The following is a 27,000-nucleotide window of genomic DNA, read 5'->3' as shown; positions in this document are numbered from 1 at the left end:
GTGGTGGACGAACACGACGAGACTGCTGCTCTGCAGCAGTCTCGTCGTGAACCCACGGAACAACCCCTGACTCGTCGCCAGTTACGTGACATGCGTCAGCAGGAGTCGGACGAAGTTCTCGCGCAAGAACTCGAACGGCAGGTTTTGAGTTATCGCCCCGTTGCCCATCCGGCAGAGGAAGATTCCTCTCAAGTTGCTATCTTCTCGGACCTGTCAGAGAGCAGAGAACCACTCGAGCGGGCAGCGCCACAGCCCACGCCCGTCGTCACGCCCGTCGTTTCTGACCCAGTGCCACTGAGCCGCCGGGAACTTCGGAACGCGGCTCTTCCAGCGGAACAGACACTTCCTGCGGTTCCCGTCGATGTCCCTGCTGTTCCCTTTGATCAGCAAGATGTGGTGTTCCTCCCCGCGTCGGACCCCGCAACGGGACCTATTCCTGCCCCGATCGCGCTCATGGCGCAAGTTTCCACACCGTCTCCACCGAAGCCCCATGTGAAGGTGCGCATCAGGCACAAGAGCCGGAAACAAGTTCCGGCTGTTGTCGCACCTAAGAAACGCAAGGGAGGCATAGCCCGAATTTTCACGTTGACCGCCATGGCTTTTGTGGCAGGTCTGGCAATTGCAACCAGCATCCCGGCAAATGCGTTGCTGTCCCCCGAAGATGTTGCCCTGATGGCTGAACAATCACGGTTGAGCACTTTGCCTATCGGTGATGGTCAAAGCGTGGAAGGTACGGGTGAGAACCTCGCCGCAGGGCGTGATGGAGTGAGCGTCACGTCTGCCCAAATAGCCCCCACATCAGGCGCATATTCTGTGAAGAAACTTGCAGTTAATGTTCCTATCTCGAACAATGGCGTGCAGTGGCCGGTCAAGGAAGTAAAGATTTCCTCGCCCTTCGGCGACCGCAACCTCTTTGGGTATTACAACTTCCACACCGGTCTGGACTTCTCGCACGATTACGGAACACCGATTTATTCGGTAGCCGATGGCATTGTTTCGTTGGTGGAAGATCCGGGACCAACCTGTGGTGTTTCTATCTTCATTGAACACAACGTCGATGGAACGAAGTTCACGAGCGTCTATTGCCACATGGTTCCAGGATCCCCACCCTTCAAAGCTGGTGACACGGTGAACAAGGGCGACCTCGTGGGCAATATTGGTCTCACAGGTCTGACAACCGGCCCCCACCTCCACCTCGAAATTCGTGTGGGGGACTCACCGATTGACCCCTACACCTTCCTCGTTCAACGAGCCGGAAAGTCACCGACAGAATCTGCCGGTTAGACAATCCACACGGCAGCAGCGGGAGCTAAGACCCCGTCTGCACTATTGCCACTATCGAGGATGATCTCACCAGCAGGAAGAGCCCAGGGCTTTTCGCTGTAGTTGATAAACACGGTCACGTCCCCGTTGCGGAACCCAAGAACGTTTTCTGGAGTTCCGTCGATCCACTCGAGATCACCCTCACCCAGCGCCCGATCCTTGCGGATCGCCAGCGCTGAACGGTAAAGCTCAAGGGTTGAACCAGCTACACCCTCTTGCAGATCGCGAGAATATTCGCGATACACCGCAGGCTGTGGCAGCCACGGCTCACCGCCTGGACCAAAACCGAAGTTTGGTGCATCGGCTTCCCACGGGATCGGGACGCGGCAGCCATCACGGCCGTAGGAAGCACCTCCAGTTCGGAAGAATGTCGGATCCTGTCTCTTATCGTCGGGAATATCCATTCCCTCGGGAAGACCGAGCTCCTCCCCTTGATACATATATGCCACACCTGGCAATGCCAACATCATGACTGAAGCTGCACGACCACGAGCCAGACCCAGAGCGTTATCGGGCTTAGGTTCGGTCAAGGGACCAATACCGGTGATGCGGTCCGCGATTTTGCCACTGGGATCCTGAGCCAGTCGGGTTGCGTGGCGAATCTGGTCATGGTTGGACAGCACCCAGGTACTGGGTGCCCCAACCGCGTGGAACGCAGAGAGGGAGTCCTTAATCACGTGGCGCATTTGCTCGCCATTCCAGCGGGTAACTAAGAACGGGAAGTTAAACGCGTGCTGCATCTCATCGGGACGAACCCATTGAGCCATCTTGGTCAAGGGCTCCACGAATGCCTCCGCGCAGAGAATGCGCTCGCCGGGGTATTCGGCCAGAAGCTCATGCCAGTCGCGATAGATCTCGTGCACACCCTCGTGTCCGAAGTAGGGGTTATCGGGACGAATTTCTGCCGGGGTGCTCCAATATTCGTCATCGCGACGGAAGTCAGGCAGACCCGGTGCTTTGGATAATCCGTGGGCCACATCGACACGGAATCCATCCACGCCGCGATCAAGCCAGAACCGGAGGATCTCGCGGAAACGCTCGCGCACCCAGGGGTTGGTCCAGTCAAAATCAGGCTGGCTGGAATCAAACAGGTGCAAATACCACTGACCCGGAGTGCCATCCGGGTTCATGGTGCGGGTCCAGGCAGGGCCACCGAATACTGACTCCCAGTTATTCGGAGGAAGCTCCCCGTGGGCACCCTGACCCTCGCGGAACATGAAGCGCGCGCGTTGTTCGCTGCCCTCACCGGCAGCAAGTGCTTCGATAAACCAGGGGTGCTCGCTGGAACAATGGTTGGGAACCAAATCCACAATGACGCGCAGCCCCAGATCGTGTGCTGTTTTCTCCAAGACATCGAAGTCCTGGAGGGTGCCAAAGAGTGGGTCCACATCGCAATAGTCGGCCACGTCATAGCCGGCATCCTTCTGGGGACTCGTCATGAAAGGCGACAACCAGATAGCATCCACACCGAGCTCCGTGAGCTGGGGGAGTCGGGAGGTAATGCCGGCGAGGTCACCGATGCCATCCCCGTTTGCATCCGCAAATGACCGGGGATAAATCTGGTAAATAACGGAGGAACGCCACCACTCTTTTAACGACATGGAGCAAGTTTAGGCAGGTGAGAACAGCACCGAATGAACTGTGCGGAAAGTCTCGGAGAAGCTCGTGTTTTTAGCATGCCCTCAGAGGTGATAATCTCTTACGGTGCCAATTTTCGGAAAGCTTTTCCGGGATTCTGGATACGCCCCGATAGCTCAGTGGTAGAGCACTTCCATGGTAAGGAAGGGGTCGCGAGTTCAATCCTCGCTCGGGGCCCGATCATTCTTCGACTTCGACAGGTTCACCTGTTTGACCGGCGAATGTTCGTGGCTGGGTAGCTCAGCTGGTTAGAGCGCACGACTCATAATCGTGAGGTCGCGGGATCGAGCCCCGCTCCAGCTACAACGAAAACCCCCTCAACTGAGGGGGTTTTCTCATTTCTAGCTCACGAACAGGGGCACGAGTGCGCCCGAGAATACCTGCCACGCCAAGACGCTCTTGGCCACCAGACTGAGCGTGATGTACGCACGCTCTCCGCGGAGGTAACTCTTCCATCCGCCGATCTGGCGATACTGCAGAACCTGGTTGATGGCGAAAGTGTTGAAGAACACAAAGAGTGAAATGACAATGCCATACACAAATCCAGGTACCTCTGCTGCAGAGGTTGATCCTGGCTGCAAGGTATAGATGGCAATGATGATCCAGGGAACGATTCCAGTCATGGAGCCAAAGATGAAGGGCAGGAACTTCTTGTTTCCAGGCTTCTCGTATTTCTCTTGCAACGCACCGAACATGATCATGGAGGCGTTGACGGCGAAGATGGCAAACAGTGCCGCGAAGTCGGTGGCCCCGTTGAGCTGGGCAATGAGCCAGATCATGACGGAGGAGCTCAGCGCGTACTCAGTCCATCGGAAGTAGTTGTGATTGAGCTTGAGCCCATTGGCATAGCGAGTGAAAACACCGGGGAGGGAGATGAGGAAGTGGAAGAAGGCCGACAAAAAGAGGAATGCCACCACGCCGAGACCCAGGTTCACCTCAAAGAAAGTGACCTGCTCGGTGGGGAGGTCCACACCGGGAGGGCCGGTCATGTAGTCGGCGGTGACCGGGAACATGACCTGTGAGCTCAGCTTTGTCAGGACGAAAAGAAATACCAGTCCCTGGAGAAGATGTATCGCACCAGCGACGATGTTGTAAACCCGGAGGCGTTTAATCTGCTCATCTTCGGAACGAATTTTGCGAACCATGGCTGGACCATCCTTAGCGGCCGCTGACGGGGCCATTGGTCCTAGTCTGGCCCAGTTTGAAGATGCGAACGAGTACTTTTCCCCTTTCCGCAGGGCACCCCTAAAGTTCTGTGTGTTTTTTGGACAGAAAGCCCGGCAGTTCGGGGGATTTACTACGATGGAGTAGTTGCTCGAGTGTGCAGTGAGGCACTACAAATTGATGCATTTATTGTTATCAATCGACCTGCTACTTGGTATTGGACAACATCAATCCAATCAAGGAAGATTAAGCCATGTCTGAATCACAAGTTTCCCCAGAAGACTTCGTCGAGATTCTCGGCGGACTCCGCGAATTCATCCGCGAGGCAGTTATCCCTCTCGAGCGCGAGATTGCTGAGAAGGATGAAATTCCTCAGTCTCTCCGCAAGCAGGCCATGGACCTCGGACTCTTCGGCTATGCCATTGACCAAGAATGGGGCGGCATCGGCCTCGACGTCGTGCAGCAGGCAGAGCTCGGTATTGAGCTCGGCTACACCAGCCTTGCATTCCGCTCCATGTTCGGAACCAACAACGGTATTGCCGGTCAGGTGATCGCCGGATTCGGCACCGAGACCCAGAAGCAGCAGTGGCTTGAAGGCATCGCCAGCGGTGACATCGTGGCCTCCTTCGCCCTGACTGAAACCGGAGCAGGTTCGAACCCTGGATCCATGCGCACCAAGGCCGTCAAGACTGCTGATGGCTGGAGCATCTCCGGGGAGAAGCGCTACATCACCAACGCACCCATTGCAGATGTCTTCATGGCTTTCGCTAAGGTCACCGACGAAACGGGCAAGGCCAAGGTTGAGGTCTTCATTGTTCCTAGCAACCTTCCCGGTGTTACCGTCGGGCCCCACGACAAGAAGATGGGTCAGGCTGGAGCCTGGACCGCAGACGTTCACTTCGATGAGGTCAAGGTCACCGACGACGCACTCGTCGGTGGACAGCCCGGTATCGGTTACAAGGCAGCGATGACCTCACTCGCGAAGGGCCGCATCACCATTGCAGCCCTCGCCGTCGGTCAGGCACAGCGTGTACTCGACGAATCTCTCGCCTATGCAGCAATTGCCAAGCAGGGCGACGAACTCATCGGTAACTTCCAGCTCGTTCAGGCCATGCTCGCAGATATGCAGGTGGGCGTCTCCGCTGGTCGTGCACTGGTCCTCGACACCGCGCGTAAGTACCAGAGCGGCGAAGACACCCGTATTGCCCCCTCAGTTGCCAAGCTTTACTGCACCGAAATGGTCGGCAAGGTTGCAGACCTCGGTGTGCAGGTTCACGGTGGTGCCGGATACATCCGCGAATACCCCGTTGAGCAGATCTACCGCGATGTTCGTCTCCTTCGTCTCTATGAAGGCACCAGCGAAATTCAGCAGCTCATCATCGGTTCCAACCTGATGAAGCAGAAGCTCGCTGAGAACTAAACCCACCCTCACGCGATACCTCACAACATAAGGATCACTCATGAGAATTGTTGTTCTCGTCAAGGAAGCACCCGACACCTACGGTGAACGTTTCCTTGACCTCGAGACTGGTCTAGCAGACCGTAACAAGAGCGACCGCGTCCTGGACGAAATCGTCGAACGCGCGCTGGAGTATGCGATCTCCTATGCAGAAAAGCACGAGGGCACCGAAGTTGTCGCGCTCTCGATGGCAACCGAAGACGCCACCGCCAGCGTGCGCAAGGCGCTCGCGATGGGGGCAGACCGCGCCGTCCTCATCTCCGATGGGGCACTCGTGGGTGCTGATGTGACGTTGACGGCTGAGGTTCTGGCTGCAGCACTCACACACATCGGCTACGACCTGGTCATCGCTGGTGACCAGTCGACCGATGGTGCCGGTGGTGTGGTTCCTGCTGCGCTGTCTGAACTGCTCGACATTCCTCAGATCACCAAGCTCACCACCATTGAGCTTGACGACAAGGCTGTCAGCGGTACTCGCGTCATTGACCGCGTGACTCTCAAGTTGCGTGCAGAGCTCCCTGCGATTGTCTCGGTGACCGAACGCTTCCCCGATGCCCGCTTCCCCAACTTCAAGGGAATCATGGCTGCCAAGAAGAAGCCTTTCGAGGTTCTCTCGGTTGCCGACCTGGGTGCAGACATCGACGTGTTGGCAAAGCCACGCGCCATCATGACCGAGATTTCGGCCAAGCCGCCACGTGCTGCCGGCGTCAAGATCGTGGACGAAGGTGACGCTGGAAACCAGCTCGCTGAATTCCTCAAAAAGAACCAACTGGTCTAAGGCGGAGTAATCATGACGGACAACATTCTGGTACTTCTCGACAGCACCCCCGACGGCCAGCTCTCCAAGAGCGTTCCAGGTCTGCTCGGTGCTGCTACAGGCCTCGGTAACCCTATTGCCCTCATCGTGGGTGCAGGCGAGCACGCGGACGCACTTTCTGCTGCTGCCGCAGCTGCAGGTGCAACCAAGGTTCTCCTCGCAGACGGTGACAACACCATCTACTCGACTCCAACTGTGGACGCACTGCAGGCTGCTGCGGCACTGGTTCAGCCTGCTGCCGTTCTCGCCGCACACTCTGACCAGAGCAAGGAAGTTGTTGCTCGCTTTGCAGTTCGCACCGGCGCTGCCGTGAACTACGACGCCATCGACGTCACCCGTGACGCTAAGGGCATCATTGCGTCTCACTCTGCCTACGGTGGAGCTTTCGTGGTTACCTCTGCCGTCACTTTTGCAGCTCCCGTCATCACGGTTCGCCAGGGTGTTGTGGAAGCTCGCGGAACCGCGCAGCCCGTGGTTGCCGAAAAGCTTGCTGTCACCCCTTCGGGTCGTAAGTCAGCTGCCATCGAATCCATTGATGTCGCGGACGCACCCACCAGCCTGCGCCCCGAACTCCGTGGAGCAACCAAGGTTGTTTCCGGTGGACGTGGACTCGGCACGGCGGAGAAGTTCGTCCTCGTTGAGCAGCTCGCAGACGCCCTCGGTGCCGCCGTGGGTGCTTCTCGTGCCGCAGTTGACGCAGGCTTCGTGCCTCAAACCTTCCAGGTTGGCCAGACCGGTGTTCAGGTTTCCCCTCAGCTCTATGTTGCTCTGGGTATCTCTGGTGCTATCCAGCACAAGGCAGGTATGCAGACCGCGAAGACCATCATCGCGATCAACAAGGACGAGACCGCACCTATCTTCGAAATCGCAGACTTTGGTGTTGTCGGTGACGTCTTCACTGTCGTCCCACAGCTCATCGCCGCACTTGAGGCATCGGGTAAGTAATTCATGACAGTCCCTCAGTTGCGGCGTGGACTGCCTCGCGTAGCCGGTGGCTTCGCGTGGCCTCCCGGTGACGGTCCTGCACCCGTGCGCGGTGCAGCGGTCGCTGCCCCTGCCGTGACTGAAGCTGTTGCTGCGCCTCCTGTGGCTGCTCCCGTGGATGCCGTTCCTGTTGTAGCTGCTGCAGCAGTCGTAGAATCTGTGGCAGCACCTGTCGTTGCACCTGCGGTTGCCACCGCACCAGCTACAGCACCAGCAATCAACACGTCTCACCTGCGTGCGGGTCTGCCCCGTGTTGCCGGTGGTGCACCGTGGCCCTCGGGCGCTGCTGTTGCTTCTTCTGCTCCTGCCGCTACACCCGTTGCCGCTGCACCCGTTGCCGCTGCGCCCGTTGTCGCTGCTGCTCCTGTCAGTGAAGCTCCCGCAGTTGCACCCGCACCTGCTGCACCGGTTGCTGCTCCCGTCGTTGCAGCCACCTCGATTGAGGGACTGCGCCGTGGACTTCCTCGTGTTGCCGGCGGTTCCCCGTGGCCTTCTGAAGGAATTCGTGTTGCCGCTGTTGCCGCAGCACCTGTGATCGCAACTCCAGTAGCAGAGACCGTCGCGGCTCCTGTGGAGGCACCGGTTGAAGTCGCCCCTGTTGTGGCTGCTGTTGCTGACACACCCGCACCTGCCGCTGCTCCAGTTGCTGCCCCCGCTCCTGTTGCCCCCAAGGTATCGCTCAAGGATCGCATCAGTGCGCTGCCCTTGCTGAGCAAGATTCTCTGGGGCTCCGCAGCATTCCTGGTTATTGCTGGTCTAGCCATCATCCTCACCAGGCTTCTGGTGGCGACACCCGCACTCCAGTCCTTCATTGAGACCTACCCGGGCGAAACACACCTTCCCGAGACCGCTCCCGTGGGACTTCCTGCCTGGCTCGGTTGGCAGCACTTCTTCAACGTTTTCCTTATGGTCCTCATCATTCGTTCGGGAATCACAATTCGCCGTGAGCAACGCCCCACCGCGTACTTCACGCCACGTCGTGCCGGTGGCCACAAGGTCAGCCTCACTATCTGGTTCCACCAGTCACTCGACTTCCTCTGGCTCATCAACGGTGTGGTCTTCGTTGTTCTGCTGTTCATCACGGGCCAGTGGATGCGAATCGTTCCAACGAGCTGGGAAGTTATTCCTAACGCCGTTTCTGCAGGTCTGCAGTACTTGACGCTGGATTGGCCAACCGAAAACGGCTGGGTCAACTACAACAGCTTGCAAGTTCTCGCCTACTTCACCACCGTGTTCCTCGCTGCACCACTGGCGGCCATCACCGGTTTCCGAATGTCTGCTGCCTGGCCAGCAAATTGGAAGAAGCTCAACGCTCTCTACCCCATGGAGTGGGCACGCGCTATTCACTTCCCCGTGATGATTTACTTCTGTGCTTTTATCGTGATTCACGTCTTCTTGGTCTTCACGACCGGAGCACTGCGTAACCTCAACCACATCTACGCATCGCAGGATGTTGTGGACTGGACAGGTTTCTGGATCTTTGTCGGTTCGATGGTTCTCGTTGGCGGCGCCTGGGCTGCGGCGCGACCATTGGTCATCGCGCCGATCGCACGACTTTTCGGTTCGGTTACTAGCCGCTAACGCACACCCGAATTATTCGGGTGTGACGATAGCGAATGCAGGATTACCGGGCTGCAGTGTTCCCAGAAGTGTCGCCAGCACGCTGGCGTCACCTTCAATCACAGCGCCAGCAGCAGTGGCCCGCTCAATCTGACCCATCAGGAACAGCGGAAGCAGTGGCTTTGCCAATGTGATTGTCACCTGTGCGGGGGAGGAATCCTTTTTCTCGATGGCCACGAACACACCGTTTTTGAGTGTGGTGCGGAACTGGCGGCCCTGGTCGGCAAAAATCCAGTCCATGCTGAGATCCAGATCCCAGGCCTGGGGGCCGTTGACTGAGATGGCGATGGCATCGAAAACCTGCGTGATCTCCAACTGGGCAATCATGTCGGGGGAGGTGGCAATCGTGGGAGTACCGAAGTTCTCACCGCGCAACTCTGCTGCTCCAGAGAGATAGAAGTTACGCCAGGTCGCGTTTTCGATCCCGAACGCGAGTTGGTCATACGTCTTCGCCAGAAGTTCACGAGCTGCCATGTTGCTCGCGTCAGCGAAGACCACATGGTCAAGCAAGGTCGCTGCCCAGCGGAAGTCGCCTTCGGCGAAGGCCGCGTGGGCGAGCTCGATGGTGCGGTCTGCACCGCCCAGTGCCGACACATATCGAGTGGCAGATTCTGTGGGAACGTGCTGCCAGAGGTGGGCAGGGTTGCCATCAAACCAGCCCATATAGCGCTGGTAGATGGCTTTGACGTTGTGGCTTACAGAACCGTAATAGCCCCGAGCACTCCATGCATTCTCTAATGCTGGAGGGAGTTGAATCTGCTCTGCAATTTCGATGCCGGTCAGTCCCTGGTTGAGCATGCGCAGAGTCTGGTCATGGAGGTAGGAATAGAGATCACGCTGCACGGTGAGGAATTCTCGGATTTCTTCCTGACCCCAGGTGGGCCAGTGGTGTGCACCAAATTCAACATCGGTGCGATCACCAAAGAGCTCGATGGCGTGCGAAATGTACTGTGCCCACACGCGAGGGTCGCGCACTAAAGCACCGCGCAGTGTAAGCAGATTGTGCAGGGAGTGACTGGCATTTTCTGCCATGCACAGTGCTCGGTACTTCGGCAGGTAGAAGTGCATTTCTGCGGGGGCTTCGGAGCCCGGGGCCATTTGGAACTCAATCTCCAGACCGTCCACATTCACGGTTTCCCCGGTGGTGGTAATCAGAACCGTAGGAGCGATGAGGGTGATGCTTCCCGTTGCCAGTGTCTGATTGAGGCCCGCACCAACCTGGCCCACTGCACTGGCTGGAAGAGCAGCACCATACATATACGCCGCACGACGAGCCATAGCAGTTCCGGCATAGACATTCTCTGCCACGGCATGCTCAGTGAACCCCTCCGGGGCAATGACGAGGACCTCGCCACTGTCTGCTTGTTCTTGGGTCATGACACCCTTGACACCGCCAAAGTGGTCGGCGTGACTGTGGGTGTAGATCACGGCTTTGACGGGGCGGGGTCCGCGATGTTCGGTATACAGCGCGTGTGCCGCCCGCGCGGTCTCAGCGGCGGTCAAGGGATCCATGATCACCACACCGGTATCGGTCTCGATGAAGGTGATGTTCGCAATATCAAAACCACGCACTTGGTAAATACCTTCGACAACTTCGAAGAGGCCTTGCTGACAGTTGAGTAAACCCTGACGCCACAGACTGGGGTTCACACTCGCAGGGGCATCTCCGGCCAAGAAGTCATAACGGTTAAAGTCCCAGACCACATGCCCGCTGTCATCCGTGATGGTGCCACCGCCATGGCGGGCAAGAAGACCGCGTGAGGCATTTTCGAAGTCACGAGTGTCAGCGAATGGCAGGGTTGCAAGAACCTTGAGGTTGGACTGAATAACGGCTTCGCTGACGGGTGCAGAGGAGTTCATGGGGACCATTTCTATGTCTCACAAAGCGAGGGAAGCCCCCCGTTCTTTCACTGTATTGGCAGCAAAGATTGGTTTCGAGGTGTTCGGACAAACCGTGCTTTGCGAACAGGGGTAAATCCCTGTTCGGGATTCGAACGGGACTGCGTGCAAGGACTAGATAGCTTCTCAGCTCAGCAATAGGCTGGAGGTCACACCTCAAAGGAATGCGATGCCCCCCTTATTCAGAGTGGTCGAAAAAACCATTGCTGAACTTCGGCGCGCACTCGATAGTGGTGAAATAACCAGCGTTGAACTTGTTGGGATGTATCTCAATCGCATCGCCCACTATGACCGCCACGGTCTGTGCTTGAACTCCGTTCCGGTGTTGAATCCGCAGATGTTTGCCGAAGCCCGGGAGGCTGACAAACGTATTGCGCAGGGGGAACAACTGAGCTTGCTGGATGGCATTCCCTACACCGCCAAAGACAGCTACAAAGTCAGAGGTATGACGGTTGCAGCAGGTTCTCCTGCTTTTGCTGACCTCATCGCAACTGAGGATGCGTTCACTATTGCTCAGCTCCGGAATGCGGGTGCTGTGCTCATTGGGCTGACCAACATGCCGCCGATGGCGAACGGGGGAATGCAGCGTGGTCTCTATGGCCGCGCGGAAAGCCCCTACAACCCTGCTTACCTCACGGCAGCCTTTGGCTCGGGATCCTCGAATGGTTCGGGCACGGCAACTGCGGCCAGCTTTGCTGCCTTCGGACTGGGTGAAGAGACGTGGTCGTCGGGCCGAGCACCAGCTTCCAATAACGGGCTGTGTGCATATACGCCCTCGCGCGGCGTGATCTCCACCCGCGGTAACTGGCCCCTGGTCCCCACCATGGATGTCGTGGTTCCCCACACGCGCACCATGGAGGACATGCTCACCCTGCTCGAAGTGGTCGTGGATGACGACACCGAAACCCGCGGTGACTTTTGGCGCATGCAGCCCTGGGTGGAGATTCCGAAAGCTTCAGAACTACGCCCACCGTTCTATCCCTTCTTGATGGATCCCCAGGCATTGCGGGGGAAGCGCATCGCCATACCCCGGATGTATATCAACAAGGATGTCGACAGCGACGACACCATCGAAACCCGGGAGAGCGTCATTGCGTTGTGGAATGCTGCGCGTAAAGACCTAGAACTCCTGGGGGCAGAAGTGGTCGAGACCGACTTCCCCGTCGTGACCAACTATGAAAGCCATGGCGATGGCGCACAGAACATGGTTGCCCGCGGACTCGTGCCCAAGACGTTTGCCGAGCATGAGTTATGGGATCTGTCTATGTGGGGATGGCACGACTTCCTCGAGGTCAACAATGACCCACACTTGCACGCTCTGGCCCAGGTGGACGGGGAGAAGATATTCCCCGTGCCAACGGGTTCATTACCGGGTAAATATGATGACCACCTGCATCGCTTTGCACCGGAGGATGTCCCCCTGGAGCAGTATGTGGTTCGTGCTCGGGAGCACGGCATCACCCCACTCGAACAGATACCTGACATAGCCGAAGGCGTGACTGGGCTTGAGAAAACCCGCATGCTCGATCTCGAGCAGTGGATGGATGTCAACAAGTTTGACGCGGTCGTGTTCCCTGCCGTGGCAGATGTGGGACCTGCCGATGCTGATGTGAAGGAAGAATCAGCCAGGCTGGCCTGGCGCAACGGCACCTGGGTGGCCAATGGCAACTTGGTGCCCCGCCACCTTGGAATCCCCACCGTGACCGTACCGATGGGGGTCATGAGTGACATCGGAATGCCCGTGGGGTTGACCTTCGCCGGCCGCGCTTATGACGATGCCAATTTGCTGTCCTATGCCTGGGCATTTGATAACCCTCGTAATCGACGCACTGCACCGAAGTCAGTGCATGAACTTCCACGCTCCCGCTGGGAGTTGTTAAACCCACCGGCTGATGGGGAGCCCACACTCCAAATCGTGGCAACAGAAGGCCCTGCGGTTGGCGGCATGGTGCTCATCCGAGCCGAGATCATCACTAATGCCACAGAGATTTGCGTCACGGTGGACGGGGCCAAGATTCTCGGCGAGCCAACCCCCACTGGCTATGTCATTGAGAAGTATGTTCCGGAAGTAGATCACTACAAGCTGCACAGTGAATGGCGCGGCGCCTATGGCCGCATGATCATCGTGATGGCCCGTACAGGAGACACCGTGGTTGCGGACTACACCGTGGTGTGTGGGGTCGGCTAAGCCAGGGAGTCACGCCATGCCGAATGCAGGCTGGCAAACTTCCCTGTTCCGGCAATGAGTTCTTCGGGGCTACCATCTTCGATGATGTCGCCATGCTCCATCACGAGCACACGGTCCGCAATGGCCACGGTGGAGAGACGGTGCGCAATGATGATCGCGGTGCGATCAGCCAGCAGGGTCTGCAGACCATGCTGCACGAGACGTTCACTGGGGATATCCAGGGATGCGGTGGCCTCATCCAAGATGAGCACGGTGGGGTCGGCGATAAAGGCGCGTGCAAAGGAGAGCAGCTGACGCTGTCCGGCGGACAGGCGTCCACCACGCTTGTTCACATCTGTCTCGTAGCCTTCGGGCAGACGCATGATGAAATCATGCGCGCCCACGGCTCGAGCAGCAGATTCAATTTCTGCCGGTGTTGCTCCGGGTTTTCCGAGACCAATGTTGTCGGCGACAGAACCTGAGAACAGGTATGACTCCTGCGTCACCATCACGATGGTGCGGCGCAGGTCGGCATTCGCAATCTGGGTGAGCTCAATTCCGTCCAGTTCTACCGAACCTTCAACGGGGTCATAGAAACGTGCCACCAGTTTGGCCAGGGTGGATTTTCCTGCACCGGTGGTTCCCACCATTGCGATGGTTTGTCCGGCAGGGATGTGAAGATCCAGGTTCGGAAGCACAACGGAGCTGGAGTTGTAGCCAAATGTCACGTTATTGAAATCGAGGGAACCACGGGGGTGAACGAGTGCGGTGGGGAACTCGGGTTCCAGCACGGTGGGCTTTTCCTCCAACATTCCCGAGACCTTCTCCAAAGCAGAAGAGGCGTTCTGGAACGAGTTATAGAACATGGCGAGTTCTTCCATCGGTTCAAAGAACCGGCGGGTGTAGAGCACGGCGGCCAGAAGCACACCGACCTCCATGGCGCCGTTGGCGACGCGGAAGGATCCCAGGAGAAGCACACTGGCGAGAGTGAAGACGCCAATGACTTTCAGGCCTGGGTCATAGGTCCCAAACAGGCGGATGACCTTCCGGTTAGCTTCTTTGTAGTCGTCCACGCCGATGGCGTAGCTGGCTTCGTTGCGTGCTTCGCGGCGGAATGCCTTCACGGCACGAATACCGGTCATGGTTTCCACGAACTGCACGATCAGTCGAGCGGAGAAGGTGCGGGCTTCACGGAACTGCTTCTTCGAGGTGTCCGAGAACCAGCGGGTGAGGAAGTAGCAGGGGATGAGTGCAACGAGTAGGGGCAATGCACTCGAGGGGTCGAGAGCAACCAGTGCCACTGCCGTGAACGTAATCAGCAGAATGCCGCGGAAGAGACTGCTCAAGCCGCCATCGAGGAGTTCACGCAGGGTTTCAATATCGCTGGTTTGGCGAGCAATAATGCGGCCGGAGGTGTAGTTCTCGTGGAAGCTCATGCTCAGGTTTTGAGTGTGAGTGAACACTCGCTCGCGCAGATCCAGCAACACTGTCTGACTGATCAGGGCAGAGGAACGCATGTAGATGGCCATCATGCTGGAGCTCACTAAAGCAGTGAGAATGTAGGCCACAACAATCAGCTCTGCGGGGAGCCAGTTGTTGTTGTCGAGAACCTGGGTCAGGCCTTGGTCAATACCCAGTGCCAGTAGTGCCGGACCGGCGACCTGGGCTGCGGTGCTGATCACCACGATGATGAGGGTGAAGTAGACCCGAACGCGCACGGGGTGCAGCAGAGAGCCCAGGAGCGATAGCGAACGCTGGCGCAGGGCCTTGCCCTCGTTGACAGTGAAGTCGGAGCGTTCTTCTCCGCGGACGCCGGTGACGCTCATCGCTTTTCCTCCTCAAGGGAGGCAATGACATTGCGATATTCGGGGCACCGAGCTAAGAGTTCAGAATGGGTGCCCACATCCAAGATCCTGCCTTCGTGCAGCAGGGCCACCCGGTCTGCCAGCATGACGGTGGAGGGGCGGTGCGCCACGATCAGCGCGGTTGTCGTGGCCAGGACTTGGCGGAGGGCCTTCTCGACAGCCGCTTCGGTTGTGACATCGAGGGCAGATAACGGGTCATCCAACACGAGGATGCTGGGCTCCATGGCAATGGCGCGGGCCAACGCCAGGCGTTGGCGCTGACCACCGGAGAGGTTTAACCCCTCTTCACCGATCACACTGTCGACTCCTAGAGGAAGCGAGCGGACAAAGTCCGCCTGTGCCACATCCAGGGATTGGTCGAGCACAGCACCTGCTCGCTCTTGGAGAGCGGGATCCGTGGAGTCGGTGAGGTCTTCACGGCCGAGCAGCACATTGTCGCGCACTGAAATGGAGAACAAGGTGGCATCTTCGAATGCCATGGCAACGCGGGAGCGCAGGCTGTCAATGGTGACTTCTCGAATGTCGATACCGTCGATCAGAATTCGTCCACCGGTGACATCAAAGAGGCGGGTGGTCAATGCCGTGAGAGAGGTTTTGCCTGAACCAGTGAGTCCCACCAGTGCCATGGTTTCACCCGGAGCGATGCTGAGATTCACCCCATCCAGCAGGTCTGCATGGTCGGCAGGAGAGTCTTCGTAGCGGAAGTGCACGTCCTCAAAGACCAGTGCACCGGGACCGGCTGGAACTTCCTGAGCACCGCGCACTTCGAGTATTTCGATGGGGGTGTTCATGACGTCGTAGTAGCGATTGAGCGCACTGCCCGCTTCAATCGACATCGACATCATGGGGGCAATGGATTGCATGGGCCCTTTCAACAGAGCTGCTGTGGCAAAGAACGCAATGAGCGTTCCCACATTGATGTTGCCCAGGCTGGCCTGGTAAATACCGAGCGGGAGCGCGATGGCGAATCCGACGTCGGGGATAAGCAACATCCAGAACCACATCTGTCCATTGGCGCGGCCCTTGGCCAGTTCTGTTCCGCGCAGAATGGCAGCCTGGTCGAGGAATTCTTCGAGGGCTTCCCCTGCCCGACCAAAACTTTTGAGTACACGAATGCCATGCACTGACTCTTCGACGGTGGTTGCGAGGTCACCCTGCTGGTCTTGTGTGCTGCGCGCGAGTTTCGTGAAGCGTCGCTGGAAGCGCAGGCTGATCACAATCAGCGGCAACGAGGCGACCAGGAAGATCAATCCCAGTAGACCGTTGTAGGCAAAGAGCACTGAGAAACCAGCGATGAGCATGATGGTGCTGGTGAACAGCTGCACGAAAGCAAACGAGATCCAGCGGCGCACGGTGCTGATGTCGCCCATGGCGCGGGAGAGCAGTTGACCGCTTTGCCACGAGTCGTGGAAAGACACGGGAAGCTTTTGCAGGTGAATGAAGATGGAGTTGCGCATCTTGCCTTCGAGGAAGACCCCGGGGCCCAGTACTAGCCATCTGCGGAGGTAGATGAAGGTCACTTCGGCGAGGCCCAGAATGAAAATCAATCCCACAGCAGGCAGGATCTGGGCCACGTCGCCGGTAGCCAGGGGGTTCTCTACGAGCCAGCGCAGGGCCAACGGAATTGTTAACGCCGTGGCGGCTGCGGCCAGGGCAATAATCATGCCGATGATTAACCGGGGCATTGCGCCCTGAATGAGGGGGAAGACTCGGCGCAGGCTCCGCACAGTGCCCAGAGGTGCAGTAGCCAGAGGTGCAGTACCCCGGGGGGCTTCCTGCGCGGACTGCACTGTCATGGCTACTCTCTGCGGTTCTTGTCGGGGGAAACACGCTGCCGGAAGGGATTCGACAAGGTGCGTTACTAAAGCTAACAACTCTTCTCGAGCGAGGTTTATTTCCTTTCCTGTCAGTGGGTTTTGGTCTGAAACTCGTTCTATGCTCAAGACATGAGCGCTTCGATAGTGATGTCTGAGTACGGAGATTCCTCCGTTTTGAAACATCAAGAAACTCCGGTTCCCACTCCTGGCGCTGGCCAGATTCTGGTGAAGATGGTCGCCACGGGTGTGAACTTCATTGATATTTATCGCCGCCAGGGCATCTATCCCGTCGCTCTTCCCCACACTCCTGGTACTGAGGGTATGGGGATCGTAGAAGCCCTGGGAGCGGGGGTTACCACTCTTGCAGTGGGGCAACGCGTGGCCTTTGCTGACGGCATCGCCACCTACGCAGACTTCGCCCTCGTTCCTGCCGGACGGGCATTGCTCGTGCCTGACGGGATGGATGATGCCACCGCGGCAGCTCTGCCGTTGCAAGGGCTCACTGCTCACTATCTCGCAACGTCTACTTTCCCTCTAGCGCCGGGGCACACTGCCCTGGTTCATGCCGGTGCTGGGGGCGTGGGCCTGTTGCTGATTCAATTGGCCAAGGCACGTGGTGCCCGAGTCTTCACCACCGTCTCGTCTCCTGAGAAGGCAGAGCTTGCGCTCGCTGCGGGGGCAGACGAGGTCCTTAGCTATGACGACTTCGACGGTGCGGCTCGTACGCTCACCGATGGTCACGGCGTTGACGTGGTCTATGACGGGGTGGGGATTTCCACTTTTGATAGATCCTTGAAAGCTCTTTCCGTGCGGGGCATGATGGTGCTCTTCGGTGCCGCATCGGGGCCTGTTCCAGATTTTGATCTTCAGCGGTTGAACGCTGGCGGATCGCTGTTTATTACCCGCCCCACTCTGAGCGACTATGTTCGCACCCCCGATGAACTGGCATTCCGCTGGAACGAGCTCACTCGTCTGGTCGGTGACGGTCAGCTCACTGTTCGCGTGGGAGGGACCTATCCGCTATCCCACGCTGCCCAGGCACAAGATGACCTTGCTGCGCGCACGACAACAGGAAAACTCTTGCTGCTTTCCGGCAGTTAGATCAGGCCCGCGACCTTACTGAGATAGGCATCTACCAGTGCGTGTGCTCGCCTATCAGCCTCTGCTACTTCGGCGATGGTTTGAGCAGCCATTACGTCGGGGTCTTGGCCGTCGTCAAGGACTTCCTGGCGGCCACCTGTTGCGAGCCAGGCAGTCAGGGTGCTCACCTCGATTTCCGGGTGGAACTGAAGTGCCAAAGTTTTGTTGTAGGTGAAAGCCTGCGATGCAGCAGGAGTTCGCGCAATTTCCGTGGCTCCGGGGGGAAGCTCCCAACGGTCGCGGTGGAATTCTAGCCAGGGTCCTGGACTGACCAAGCATGGATCGTCACTCCAAATTGAACGCCACCCGAGTTCTGCTCGTGGTGCAGGAGCAACTGAGCCGCCGAGTGCTCGGGCAATCATCTGGCCACCAAAGCAAATGCCGAGCACGGGCTTGTCGGCGAGAATGGCATTGCGAAAAAGTTCCAGCTCAGGAGTTAGCCAATTACCAATACAGCGGTCATCCCATGCACCCCAGGGGGCACCGAGTGGAACGATGAGGTCATAGTCATCAAAGTTGGGGAACTCCACTACGAGGTTGGGGGTGTCGAACTGGGCTTCGGGGACCAGCAAGAACTCATCGAGTTCAAAACCGTGGTGGCGCAAGCGCTCGCCGATGGGCCCGGTTGGACTCATGTGGAAGTGCTGGATGATGAGAGCTTTCACAGACCAGTCCTCACGGGGAAGTGAGCTAACCCAGGCGTGGTTGCTGTTGAGTGATGCAGTGGATTCCGCCACCTCGTGCAAACAACGGCCTGGCGTCAACCAGAACGATTTCACGATCAGGATATGCCTTTTTCAGCACCTTCTTGGCTTTGGCATCCCCGGGATCATCAAATGCACAGAGAATCACGGCACCGTTGCACACGTAGTGGTTGATATAGCTGTAGTCGACCCAACCCTCATCGTCGTGGAGGATCTCGGGGGCAGGAACAGAGATGACGTTGAGTTTGTTCCCGTCACTGTCCCGAACGCCCTTGAGGACACGCTTAGTTTCTTTGCTAATCCAGAAATCAGGGTGTTCGGGGTTCTTTTGATCGTGGAACAGCACCGTATCGGTGTTGATGAAACACGCCACAATGTCGATGTGACCACGGGTGCCGAACTCGTCGTAATCACGTGTCAGACCTCGGGGTAACCAGATCACGTGATCGACACCCAACGTGCGGTGAAGTTCTGCCTCGACTTGTTTCTTGGTCCAGTCTGGATTGCGGCCGGGGTCAAGTTGCACCGTCTCCGTGATCATGACAGTTCGCGACCCGTTAACGTGAATACCGCCACCCTCGTTCGTCAGAGGTGATTCCACGATCGGCACCTCAATCGCTTTCAAGATGGTGCTGGCTGCATGGGCGTCATGTTCCCAGCTGGCCCATTTTTGCCCGCCCCAGCCGTTGAAAATCCAGTTGATGCCGGCCAGGCCACCGTCTGCCTTCTGCACAAAGCTGGGTCCGATGTCGCGCATCCAAGCATCATCCAGAGGTGTCACGAGGAGCTCGACTTCGGCAGAGAGCCACCTGTGGGCTTCCTCGACTGCGCTGGGGTCGACCAGTACGGTCACGGGTTCAAAACGCACGATGGTGTTCGCCACCTCGGCCCAGCACCGGCGGGCTTCGTCGGCTAGTTCTTCCGTTTCACCCAGGGTGTATCCGGAGGAAGGCCAGGCCATCCAGGTGCGCTCATGTTCAGCCCACTCGGCGGGCATGTGAAATTCACGCAATGTCACGATTAGAACCGTATTCCTGGTTAGACCATCGTGTCGAGTATTTCGACCAAAGATTCGAAAGAAGTTCTCGGGTTCACAATGGCGAAACGGGTGTTAGGTATGCCCTGGTGGGAGCTGGGAACCACAAAACCGATACCGTCTTCCAGCAGTTTGGCTGACCAGCGACTGTAGTCCGCGAGTTCCCACCCCTTCTTGGTAAACACCACAACCGAAAGCTCTGGGTCTCGGACGAGCTCGAGGTCAGGACGGCGACGAATCTCGTCCGCGATCTTGTAAGCGAGCTGAATATTCATTTCCACCGCGTTGCGGTAGGCGGCAACACCGTAGGTCGCCAGCGAGAACCACAGCGGAAGCCCTCGAGGGCGACGGGTCAGGTTGTAGGCGTAATCACTGGGGTTCCACTCGTCGGGGTTCTCTAGGGCATCCAGATAATCCGCGTGCTGGGAGTGCGTGATGCGGCCAAGTTCTGGGTTTCGATACACCAGGGCACACGCGTCGAAGGGGGCAAAGAGCCACTTGTGTGGATCGACTATGAACGAATCCGCCAACGCAACTCCGGCGAAGAGGTGCCGGGTACTCGGTGCCAGCATGGCTGCCAAGCCATAGGCGCCGTCAACATGGAACCAGACGCCATGGGCCTTGGCCACGGTGCCGACATCGTGGAGTTCATCCACAATGCCAAAGTTAGTGGTGCCGCCGGTTGCCACGACAGCAAAGATGCCATCCCAGTCACCCTCAAGGGTGGATTCGAGTGCCTGGCCGGTTAATCGACCTTCGGCGTTAACCGGGACAGGCACAATGTCCACATCCATAACCCGGGCGGCTGCCTTGAGTGACGAGTGCGCTTCGGAACTGCAAGCGAAGCGCCAGCGCGAGGGTATTTCTTTTCCCGCAGCCAACAAGGCTTCTTTCGCCGTGTGGCGAGCCGCAACGAGAGCGGAAAGGTTACCGAGAGTTCCACCCTGGACGAAGACGCCTCCGGCACCCTCCGGCAATCCGGCCTCTGTCGCGAGCCATTCGAGTACCTGGTTCTCGGCATACACCGCCCCGGCACCTTCCATCCACGATCCTCCATAAATAGTAGAAGCGGAGACGATGAGGTCGAACAGGGTTGCGGCCTCGGTCGGGGCACACGGAATAAAGGAGAGATAGTTGGGGTGGTCGTTGGAGATGGTGGCTTCGGCCAACACGTTCTCGAACAGGCTCAGGGCTTCTATTCCACCCAGGCCTTCTTCGGTGACAGTGGCCGGAACAATAGCCCTCAACTCTGAGATGGTCTTGGGGCCATCCAGTGGTGGGGGGTCGTAGTTCATGCGGCGGCGGGCGTAGTCAAAGACTTGCTCGCGCAGCTTCATTGTTTCAAGATCGACGGTGTGCATGTGATTGCCGTGGGGCGTTGTCATGGTGCTGACATCCACTCTGTGACATCTGCCAAATGCCCGCCACGACGAGTGTCGTGCGACTGGGGCCCTTCAACAGGCTGAGACCACACTACCGGGGGAACTCGACACGCCGAAACCTCGGCCGCAAAAAAGTTTTTTTGGGCAGGAAATGGCGCAAATATGCGGTTCTCTGGGCAAACTCTCAGCAGGTTATAAAAAAACTCACAAACACTACATGTAGGGGAATGACACGGGTGTGATTCCCGTTATATAGTGATAACTCACCGCAGGGGTGCGGCAGAAATACGCAAGTATTTCGTCAAGTTTTATGGAGGCAACAATGGAATTCGAATCAAACGACACCGTCGGTGGCTACGCAGTACCCGTAGATCCAATGGATCTGCTCCAGTGCGACAGCTGCCAGTAATTCAGTAACTTCGCAGCAATTGCTGCAACCAAGAACCCCGGGACAATGATGAACCGGGGTTCTTCTCGTTTAACCCGCACCGGGGGAGCTGGCCACGCCTAGAATTATGGCGTGGCTGTAAATCCTGAATTGCAAGGTCGTGTTTTTCCTCCGACCGCACCGTATCTCGTCGGACGAGAGAAGATTCGCGAATTCTCGCGTGCTGTTCTCTCCACGAACCCCGTCAACTTTGACGTGGATGCCGCTGTCGCTGCTGGCCATGCAGATCTTGTTGCACCTGCGACCTTTCCGGTCGTCGTGCAGGAAGCCACATTGGCGCAGCTCTTGGCGGAGCCTGACGCCGGAATCGACTTCTCCCGCGTAGTTCACGGCGAACAGCGCTTCACCTACACCCGAGCAATTGTGGCCGGGGATGAGCTCACGGCAACCCTCACGGTCTCCAGTGTGAAGAGCCTGGGTGGCCACAACATGATCACCGCTGATTCCGACATCGTTGATGCCCAGGGCACACACGTCGTTACCGCGATCTCCACGCTTGTTGTTCGAGGAGATGAGGACTAACCATGGTTGATTTCAGTTCCTTGACCAAGGGCGATGTGGTCGCCGAAGAGACGTTCCACCTCACCCGAGATAACCTCGTGCGCTATGCCGGCGCATCCGGTGACTTCAACCCCATTCATTACCGCGATGACATCGCGCAGTCCGTCGGCTTACCGGGCGTCCTCGCTCACGGCATGCTCACCATGGGGCTGGCTGTGCAGCCTGTGTCCAACTGGGTGGGAGACCCTGCGCGCATTGTGGACTACCAAGTGCGCTTTACCCGCCCTGTGTTGGTTGATGGTGCAACGGGTGCTGATGTCACGGTGACCGCAACAGTGGGCGCGCTGGAAGAAGACACCCAGATCGCGCGTATTGACCTCACTGCAAAATACAACGATGAGACCGTCCTGGGTAAAGCCCAGGTTCGTGTCACCCTCGCCTAGCGCATGACCTCTGTTCCGCTCTCGAGCCTGACCACCTTGCAGGTGGGCGGTCCCGCGCGCGAACTCCTCACGGTAACCAGCCGAGAACAACTCATCGAGGCAGCCCTGGATACCTGGGATTCGAACGAACCGTGGTTAATTCTGGGCGGTGGCTCCAACATGGTCATCGCGGACGAAGGCTTTGATGGAACGGTCATTCATGTGTGCAGCCGCGGCATCGAACGCCTGCAAGACATCTCCTCCTCCCCCAACCACAGCACCGTTCGCGTCGCTGCGGGGGAGCCCTGGGATGACTTGGTTTCGTGGAGTGTGGCCGAAGGTTTAGCCGGCATTGAAGCCCTCTCGGGAATTCCCGGAAGCAGCGGAGCTGCCCCGATCCAAAACATCGGTGCCTATGGCCAAGAACTTTCCAGCGCACTCGTTGCCGTGGAATACCTTGACCGCTACACCCACGAGATCTCGTGGATCCCCGCGGCAGAACTCGCACTGGGGTATCGAGATTCCGTGTTTAAGCAGGGTAAGGAAGGCGTGATTCTCACTCTCGAGCTGCGCTTGGCCAGCTATGGCGAGGGCTTGTCTGCACCGATAGCGTTCCCTCAACTGGCCACAGCACTCGGTGTGGATCTCGGGTCACAGGTCGCGCTCGCCGAGGTGCGGAACACCGTACTTGCTCTGCGTGCGAGCAAAGGCATGGTGCTCAACCCTGCCGATCCCGACACGGCCAGCGCCGGATCGTTCTTTATGAACCCGATTGTGACCGAAAACTTTGCGCGCCACTTGCCTGCTGAGGCCCCGCGCTATCCCGTCGCGCGGACTGCGCAAGACCGGGTGCTGCCGCTGGGCGCCGAGGTGCCCCCGCTACCGTCCACACAAGCCGGACCAAATTTGGTTAAGCTCTCTGCTGCTTGGCTGATTGAGAATGCGGGAATTTCCAAGGGCTACCGGATCCCGGGATCTCACGCCGCAATTTCGTCCAAGCACACCCTCGCCATCACGAACCAGGGCGGGGCAACCGCTGCAGAGGTTGTCGGCTTAGCCACCTACGTTCAGGCGATGGTGCAGTCCCACTACGGCATCATTTTGTATCCGGAACCGAACTTGATTGGTGTGGACATCTAATGGCTGCGTTCGAAACCGTCGAGGACTATTTAGCGAGCCTGCCGGAACCGAAGGGGGAAACCCTTCGCCGCGTGCTCAACAGCATTACCTCCGCCTATCCTGAGGCCACGCTCAAACTGGCGTGGAACGTTCCCCAGGTTCAGATTGAAGGCAAGTATGTCTTTGGTGTCTCGGCGGCGAAAAATCACTTGTCCCTTGCTCCCTGGAGTGAAGCAGCGATGGCAAGCTTTTCCGAGCGATTAGCCCCGTATGAAACCACGAAGGGACTGTTCAAAGTTCCCGTGGATTGGGACGTGGATGGCGAACTGGTCTGTGACCTTGTCGCTTTCCGACTTGCTGAGCTGGGGCTTAGCTAAAGAGTTTCTGCAGACGCTGGATGCCCTCGAGAAGCTGGGCATCTCCGAGTGCGTAGCTCAAGCGGAGGTAGCCACTAGGGCCGAAAGCTTCACCAGGTACAGCAGCTACTTCTGCTTTGTCCAGGATCAGGTCAGCAAGTTCTAAGGAGTTCGTCGGCGTGACGCCAGCCCATTCCTTGTTGAGTAGGCCTCGAACATCCGCATAAACATAGAACGCACCTTCGGGCGTGGGAACGATCATGCCAGGAATCTTGTTCAGCTCCGCGACCGCGATCTTGCGGCGACGGTCAAAAGCGAGACGCATTTCTTCGACAGGCTCTTGCGGGCCGGTCAGGGCAGCTAAAGCAGCACGCTGAGAAATGTTGGACACGTTCGAGGTGAGGTGGGACTGCAAGTTTGCGGCAGCCTTCATCGCGTCGACAGGGCCGACCATCCAGCCCAGACGCCAGCCGGTCATGGCGTAGGTCTTGGCCACACCATTGACCAAGATGGTGCGATCTTGCAAAGCAGGAACAGCTTCCACGATGGACATTGCCTTCACGCCGTCGTAGGTGAGGTTCTGGTAGATCTCATCGGCAATGATCCAGAGGCCATGCTTCTGGGCCCATTCCCCAATAGCTTTCGTCTGTTCGGGGGAGTAGACGGCACCGGTGGGGTTGGAGGGTGAGACGAACAGTAACACCTTGGTCTTGTCGGTCCGAGCAGCTTCCAGCTGTTCCACCGTAACGAGGTAGTTCTGCTCAGCACCTGCAAAGACATCGACCTGGACGCCGCCAGCAAGCTTGATGGCTTCGGGGTAGGTGGTCCAGTACGGTGTCGGCACGAGGACTTCGTCACCGGGATCGAGCAAGGTAGCAAATGCTTGGTAGACAGCCTGCTTGCCGCCGTTGGTGACCACAACCTGACTGGGGTCAACAGCCCAGCCACTATCGCGCTTGGTCTTATCCGCGATGGCCTGACGGAGTTCGGGTAGGCCAGCTGCGGGGGTGTATCGGTGGTTCTTGGGGTCCTTGACGGCGAGCAGTGCGGCATCCACGATGTGAGCAGGGGTGGGGAAGTCGGGCTCGCCCGCGGCATAACTAATCACGGGACGGCCTGCAGCCTGCAGGGCTTTCGCCTTGGCATCCACCTTGAGGGTGGCAGATTCGGCAATGGCGGAGATACGAGAAGAAATTCGCTTCAATTCAGGCACGGTTACCACTATAGAGCGCGGGGCTCAGCTTTACAGAAGCACTCGTTCTCGCCTATGCTGTTGCGAAGTGGTTGCAATATGCCATGCTTTCGCGCGCCTTCTTTACGGAGGTCGTAACTGAGTTCCGATTCAGTCGCACGCGAAGCAAAGGGTGGTGGCTCAATTGGTAGAGCAGCGGTCTCCAAAACCGCAGGTTGCAGGTTCGAGTCCTGTCCGCCCTGCAAATCGAAAGGAAAAAACATGTCGCAAGACGTCGCAGACGAGCCCGGTGAGGACATCGTCGCACGTGCAAAGAAGGAGAGCGCCAGCAAGCGCAATCCTTTCTCGCGCCTTGCTCTTTTCCTTCGACAGGTTGTGGGCGAACTTAAAAAGGTCGTCACTCCTACCCGTAAAGAACTGATCAACTATGTGCTCGTCGTCCTCGTATTCGTGGCGATCATGCTGCTCATTGTTTCGGGACTGGATGCAGTCTTTGGATGGACCGTGATTGCCGTATTCGGTGACCTTGGCGCATCCACCCCTGCTGGCTAACCGGCACATAATTTTTCTCAAACAAGACAGGAACAACGTGACTGATTCGACGCGCGAAGACGAGCAGATGCTCGAGGCTGCCCTAGACGCACTAACCGACACCGACGCAGCAGCTGTCGTGGACGTAGAGGCTGAGGCAGTCATCAACGACGCTCTCGACGTAGACACCATTGAAGAGGCAGAGGCTGCCATCGTGGCATCTGAAGACGAAGAAGAAGTAGCTGAAGACCCCTACGCTGCATTCGAAGCAGAGCTTCGTACCCTGCCCGGTAAGTGGTACGTCATTCACTCGTACGCTGGTTTCGAGCGCAAGGTCAAGCACAACATTGAGAACCGTCGTACCTCGATGCAGCTCAACGATTTCATCTTCCAGATCGAAGTACCGATGGAAGACGTTGTCGAGATCAAGAACGGCCAGCGCAAGATGGTCACCCGAGTCCGTATCCCCGGATACGTGCTCGTACGCATGGACCTCAACGAAGACAGCTGGTCGTGTGTTCGTCACACTCCAGGCGTCACCGGCTTCGTAGGTAACGCTCACAACCCCACTCCTCTGCGATTCCAGGAAGCATTCAACATGCTCAAGCCCCTGGTTGAGGTCAAGGATGTTCCTACCGCCAAGGCTGTACAGGCCAAGGGTGGACAGGCGGTTGCTCGTACTCCCATTGCCGAAATCGACTTCGAAATTGGCGAGACCATCATCATCAAGGAAGGCTCGTTCGCTGGTCTTCCCGGTTCGATCTCCGAGATCAAGCCCGAGAGCGGCAAGCTCACCGTGCTGGTGTCGCTGTTCGAGCGTGAGACCCCCGTCGAGCTCAGCTTCGACCAGGTCACCAAGCAGTAACAAAGTTTCCCAGCGCCAGTCGCCGGGATTACCGCGGATCAGGTTCACCTGATGTCACGGGAGAGTTCATCGGAACCCCGATGAGTTCGAATTCGAAAAAAGGATAAAGAAATGGCACCGAAAAAGAAGGTCACGGGTCTGATTAAGCTTCAGATTCAGGCCGGCGCCGCGAATCCAGCTCCTCCTGTTGGTCCCGCTCTGGGTCAGCATGGTGTGAACATCATGGATTTCTGCAAGGCATACAACGCAGCAACCGAATCACAGCGCGGAAACATCATCCCCGTTGAGATCACCGTGTACGAAGACCGTTCATTCGACTTCGTTCTCAAGACCCCACCCGCAGCTGAAATGATCAAGAAGGCTGCCGGCGTTGCGAAGGGTTCTGGTACTCCTCACACTGTGAAGGTTGCCAAGCTGACTCAGGCTCAGCTCCAGACCATTGCGGAGGCCAAGATGGTTGACCTCAACGCAAACGACATCGAAGCTGCAAAGCTGATCATTGCCGGAACCGCTCGTTCCATGGGCATCACGGTAGAGGGCTAAGGGGATAC

22 protein-coding genes, 3 tRNA genes and 1 pseudogene are annotated in these 27,000 nt (G+C 57.7%); 17 read left to right on the top strand and 9 right to left on the bottom strand.

Going from position 1 to position 27,000, the window contains the following annotated elements; all coding sequences use genetic code 11:
• Nucleotides 1–1,284 (top strand): M23 family metallopeptidase, encoded by a 1,284-nt coding sequence (locus M2119_RS00930; RefSeq protein WP_280803102.1) that lies wholly within the window; start codon nucleotides 1–3, stop codon nucleotides 1,282–1,284.
• Here M2119_RS00930 and M2119_RS00925 read toward each other — a convergent pair.
• Nucleotides 1,281–2,924: a glycoside hydrolase family 13 protein gene (locus M2119_RS00925; protein ID WP_280803101.1), complete on the bottom strand. Its 1,644-nt coding sequence runs from the start codon at nucleotides 2,922–2,924 to the stop codon at nucleotides 1,281–1,283. The genes M2119_RS00930 and M2119_RS00925 overlap by 4 nt on opposite strands.
• A gap of 142 nt (nucleotides 2,925–3,066) precedes the next feature.
• On the opposite strand from M2119_RS00925, the gene M2119_RS00920 reads away from it, so the two are divergent.
• Together M2119_RS00920 and M2119_RS00915 are read left to right on the top strand one after the other, a co-directional pair.
• Nucleotides 3,067–3,138, top strand: a tRNA-Thr gene (locus tag M2119_RS00920).
• A 52-nt stretch (nucleotides 3,139–3,190) separates the two neighbouring features.
• Nucleotides 3,191–3,264 (top strand) — tRNA-Met (locus tag M2119_RS00915).
• 38 nt (nucleotides 3,265–3,302) lie between these two features.
• On the opposite strand, the gene heR is transcribed toward M2119_RS00915, so the two are convergent.
• A complete protein-coding gene (gene heR, locus M2119_RS00910; RefSeq protein ID WP_280803100.1) occupies nucleotides 3,303–4,142 on the bottom strand; it encodes a heliorhodopsin HeR in 840 nt (279 codons plus the stop codon).
• Nucleotides 4,143–4,378: 236 nt separating this feature from the next.
• Here heR and M2119_RS00905 point away from each other — a divergent pair, with 236 nt between their 5' ends.
• Genes M2119_RS00905 through M2119_RS00890 form a run of 4 tightly spaced genes read left to right on the top strand, consistent with a single transcriptional unit; the run spans nucleotide 4,379 to nucleotide 8,966 of the window.
• Nucleotides 4,379–5,545 (top strand): acyl-CoA dehydrogenase family protein, encoded by a 1,167-nt coding sequence (locus M2119_RS00905; protein WP_280803099.1) that lies wholly within the window; start codon nucleotides 4,379–4,381, stop codon nucleotides 5,543–5,545.
• 40 nt (nucleotides 5,546–5,585) lie between these two features.
• Nucleotides 5,586–6,362: an electron transfer flavoprotein subunit beta/FixA family protein gene (locus M2119_RS00900; RefSeq protein ID WP_280803098.1), complete on the top strand. Its 777-nt coding sequence runs from the start codon at nucleotides 5,586–5,588 to the stop codon at nucleotides 6,360–6,362.
• A gap of 12 nt (nucleotides 6,363–6,374) precedes the next feature.
• Nucleotides 6,375–7,346, top strand: a complete 972-nt coding sequence (locus M2119_RS00895) for an electron transfer flavoprotein subunit alpha/FixB family protein (protein WP_280803097.1) — start codon at nucleotides 6,375–6,377, stop codon at nucleotides 7,344–7,346.
• Between the two features lie 3 nt (nucleotides 7,347–7,349).
• On the top strand, nucleotides 7,350–8,966 hold the full coding sequence (locus tag M2119_RS00890) for a cytochrome b/b6 domain-containing protein (RefSeq protein ID WP_280803096.1): 1,617 nt from the start codon (nucleotides 7,350–7,352) through the stop codon (nucleotides 8,964–8,966).
• A 12-nt stretch (nucleotides 8,967–8,978) separates the two neighbouring features.
• Here M2119_RS00890 and M2119_RS00885 read toward each other — a convergent pair whose 3' ends face one another.
• Entirely contained in the window at nucleotides 8,979–10,865 is a 1,887-nt protein-coding gene (locus M2119_RS00885) for an alkyl/aryl-sulfatase (RefSeq protein WP_280803095.1), read from the bottom strand.
• Between the two features lie 208 nt (nucleotides 10,866–11,073).
• Here M2119_RS00885 and M2119_RS00880 point away from each other — a divergent pair.
• Nucleotides 11,074–12,759, top strand: a pseudogene (locus M2119_RS00880) (amidase); the annotation flags it as partial.
• Nucleotides 12,760–13,088: 329 nt separating this feature from the next.
• Here the strand turns inward: M2119_RS00880 and M2119_RS00875 are convergent.
• Together M2119_RS00875 and M2119_RS00870 are read right to left on the bottom strand one after the other, a co-directional pair.
• A complete protein-coding gene (locus M2119_RS00875) occupies nucleotides 13,089–14,897 on the bottom strand; it encodes an ABC transporter ATP-binding protein (RefSeq protein WP_280803093.1) in 1,809 nt (602 codons plus the stop codon).
• Nucleotides 14,894–16,732 carry an ABC transporter ATP-binding protein gene (locus M2119_RS00870; RefSeq protein ID WP_280803092.1) on the bottom strand — a complete coding sequence of 613 codons (1,839 nt, stop codon included), beginning with the start codon at nucleotides 16,730–16,732 and terminating at the stop codon, nucleotides 14,894–14,896. Before M2119_RS00870 ends, M2119_RS00875 begins: the two co-directional genes overlap by 4 nt.
• A 150-nt stretch (nucleotides 16,733–16,882) precedes the next feature.
• On the opposite strand from M2119_RS00870, the gene M2119_RS00865 reads away from it, so the two are divergent.
• Nucleotides 16,883–17,854, top strand: a complete 972-nt coding sequence (locus tag M2119_RS00865) for a quinone oxidoreductase family protein (RefSeq protein ID WP_280803091.1) — start codon at nucleotides 16,883–16,885, stop codon at nucleotides 17,852–17,854.
• On the opposite strand, the gene M2119_RS00860 is transcribed toward M2119_RS00865, so the two are convergent.
• The 3 genes from M2119_RS00860 to M2119_RS00850 are packed head-to-tail and all read right to left on the bottom strand — an operon-like array spanning nucleotide 17,851 to nucleotide 21,018.
• On the bottom strand, nucleotides 17,851–18,558 hold the full coding sequence (locus M2119_RS00860; protein ID WP_280803090.1) for a type 1 glutamine amidotransferase: 708 nt from the start codon (nucleotides 18,556–18,558) through the stop codon (nucleotides 17,851–17,853). The two genes, M2119_RS00865 and M2119_RS00860, sit on opposite strands and share 4 nt — an antisense overlap.
• A gap of 25 nt (nucleotides 18,559–18,583) precedes the next feature.
• Entirely contained in the window at nucleotides 18,584–19,594 is a 1,011-nt protein-coding gene (locus tag M2119_RS00855; protein ID WP_280803089.1) for an agmatine deiminase family protein, read from the bottom strand.
• 41 nt (nucleotides 19,595–19,635) lie between these two features.
• Nucleotides 19,636–21,018, bottom strand: coding sequence for a pyridoxal phosphate-dependent decarboxylase family protein (locus tag M2119_RS00850; protein WP_280803088.1), 1,383 nt, complete (start codon nucleotides 21,016–21,018; stop codon nucleotides 19,636–19,638).
• Nucleotides 21,019–21,535: 517 nt separating this feature from the next.
• Between M2119_RS00850 and M2119_RS00845 the strand changes: the two genes are divergently transcribed.
• The 4 genes from M2119_RS00845 to M2119_RS00830 are packed head-to-tail and all read left to right on the top strand — an operon-like array spanning nucleotide 21,536 to nucleotide 23,882.
• On the top strand, nucleotides 21,536–21,985 hold the full coding sequence (locus M2119_RS00845) for an FAS1-like dehydratase domain-containing protein (RefSeq protein ID WP_280803087.1): 450 nt from the start codon (nucleotides 21,536–21,538) through the stop codon (nucleotides 21,983–21,985).
• A 2-nt stretch (nucleotides 21,986–21,987) separates the two neighbouring features.
• Nucleotides 21,988–22,407 (top strand): MaoC family dehydratase, encoded by a 420-nt coding sequence (locus tag M2119_RS00840; RefSeq protein WP_280803086.1) that lies wholly within the window; start codon nucleotides 21,988–21,990, stop codon nucleotides 22,405–22,407.
• Between the two features lie 3 nt (nucleotides 22,408–22,410).
• Nucleotides 22,411–23,526 carry a UDP-N-acetylmuramate dehydrogenase gene (locus tag M2119_RS00835; RefSeq protein WP_280803085.1) on the top strand — a complete coding sequence of 372 codons (1,116 nt, stop codon included), beginning with the start codon at nucleotides 22,411–22,413 and terminating at the stop codon, nucleotides 23,524–23,526.
• Nucleotides 23,526–23,882, top strand: coding sequence for an iron chaperone (locus M2119_RS00830; protein ID WP_280803084.1), 357 nt, complete (start codon nucleotides 23,526–23,528; stop codon nucleotides 23,880–23,882). Before M2119_RS00835 ends, M2119_RS00830 begins: the two co-directional genes overlap by 1 nt.
• Here M2119_RS00830 and M2119_RS00825 read toward each other — a convergent pair.
• Nucleotides 23,875–25,074, bottom strand: a complete 1,200-nt coding sequence (locus M2119_RS00825; RefSeq protein WP_280803083.1) for a pyridoxal phosphate-dependent aminotransferase — start codon at nucleotides 25,072–25,074, stop codon at nucleotides 23,875–23,877. The two genes, M2119_RS00830 and M2119_RS00825, sit on opposite strands and share 8 nt — an antisense overlap.
• A gap of 148 nt (nucleotides 25,075–25,222) precedes the next feature.
• On the opposite strand from M2119_RS00825, the gene M2119_RS00820 reads away from it, so the two are divergent.
• From M2119_RS00820 to rplK, 4 genes are all read left to right on the top strand, one after another.
• A tRNA-Trp gene (locus M2119_RS00820) sits at nucleotides 25,223–25,295 on the top strand.
• Between the two features lie 19 nt (nucleotides 25,296–25,314).
• Nucleotides 25,315–25,605, top strand: a complete 291-nt coding sequence (secE, locus tag M2119_RS00815; RefSeq protein ID WP_280803082.1) for a preprotein translocase subunit SecE — start codon at nucleotides 25,315–25,317, stop codon at nucleotides 25,603–25,605.
• Nucleotides 25,606–25,672: 67 nt separating this feature from the next.
• Entirely contained in the window at nucleotides 25,673–26,449 is a 777-nt protein-coding gene (gene nusG, locus M2119_RS00810; RefSeq protein WP_280804431.1) for a transcription termination/antitermination protein NusG, read from the top strand.
• Nucleotides 26,450–26,560: 111 nt separating this feature from the next.
• On the top strand, nucleotides 26,561–26,992 hold the full coding sequence (rplK, locus tag M2119_RS00805; RefSeq protein ID WP_280803081.1) for a 50S ribosomal protein L11: 432 nt from the start codon (nucleotides 26,561–26,563) through the stop codon (nucleotides 26,990–26,992).
• Nucleotides 26,993–27,000 lie beyond the last annotated feature (8 nt).

The organism is Aurantimicrobium minutum, from assembly GCF_029894165.1.
Taxonomy (GTDB): Bacteria; Actinomycetota; Actinomycetes; order Actinomycetales; family Microbacteriaceae; genus Aurantimicrobium; species Aurantimicrobium minutum_A.
Note: the sequence above shows the minus strand (reverse complement) of the source record. Positions and strands in the feature narration are given on the sequence as shown.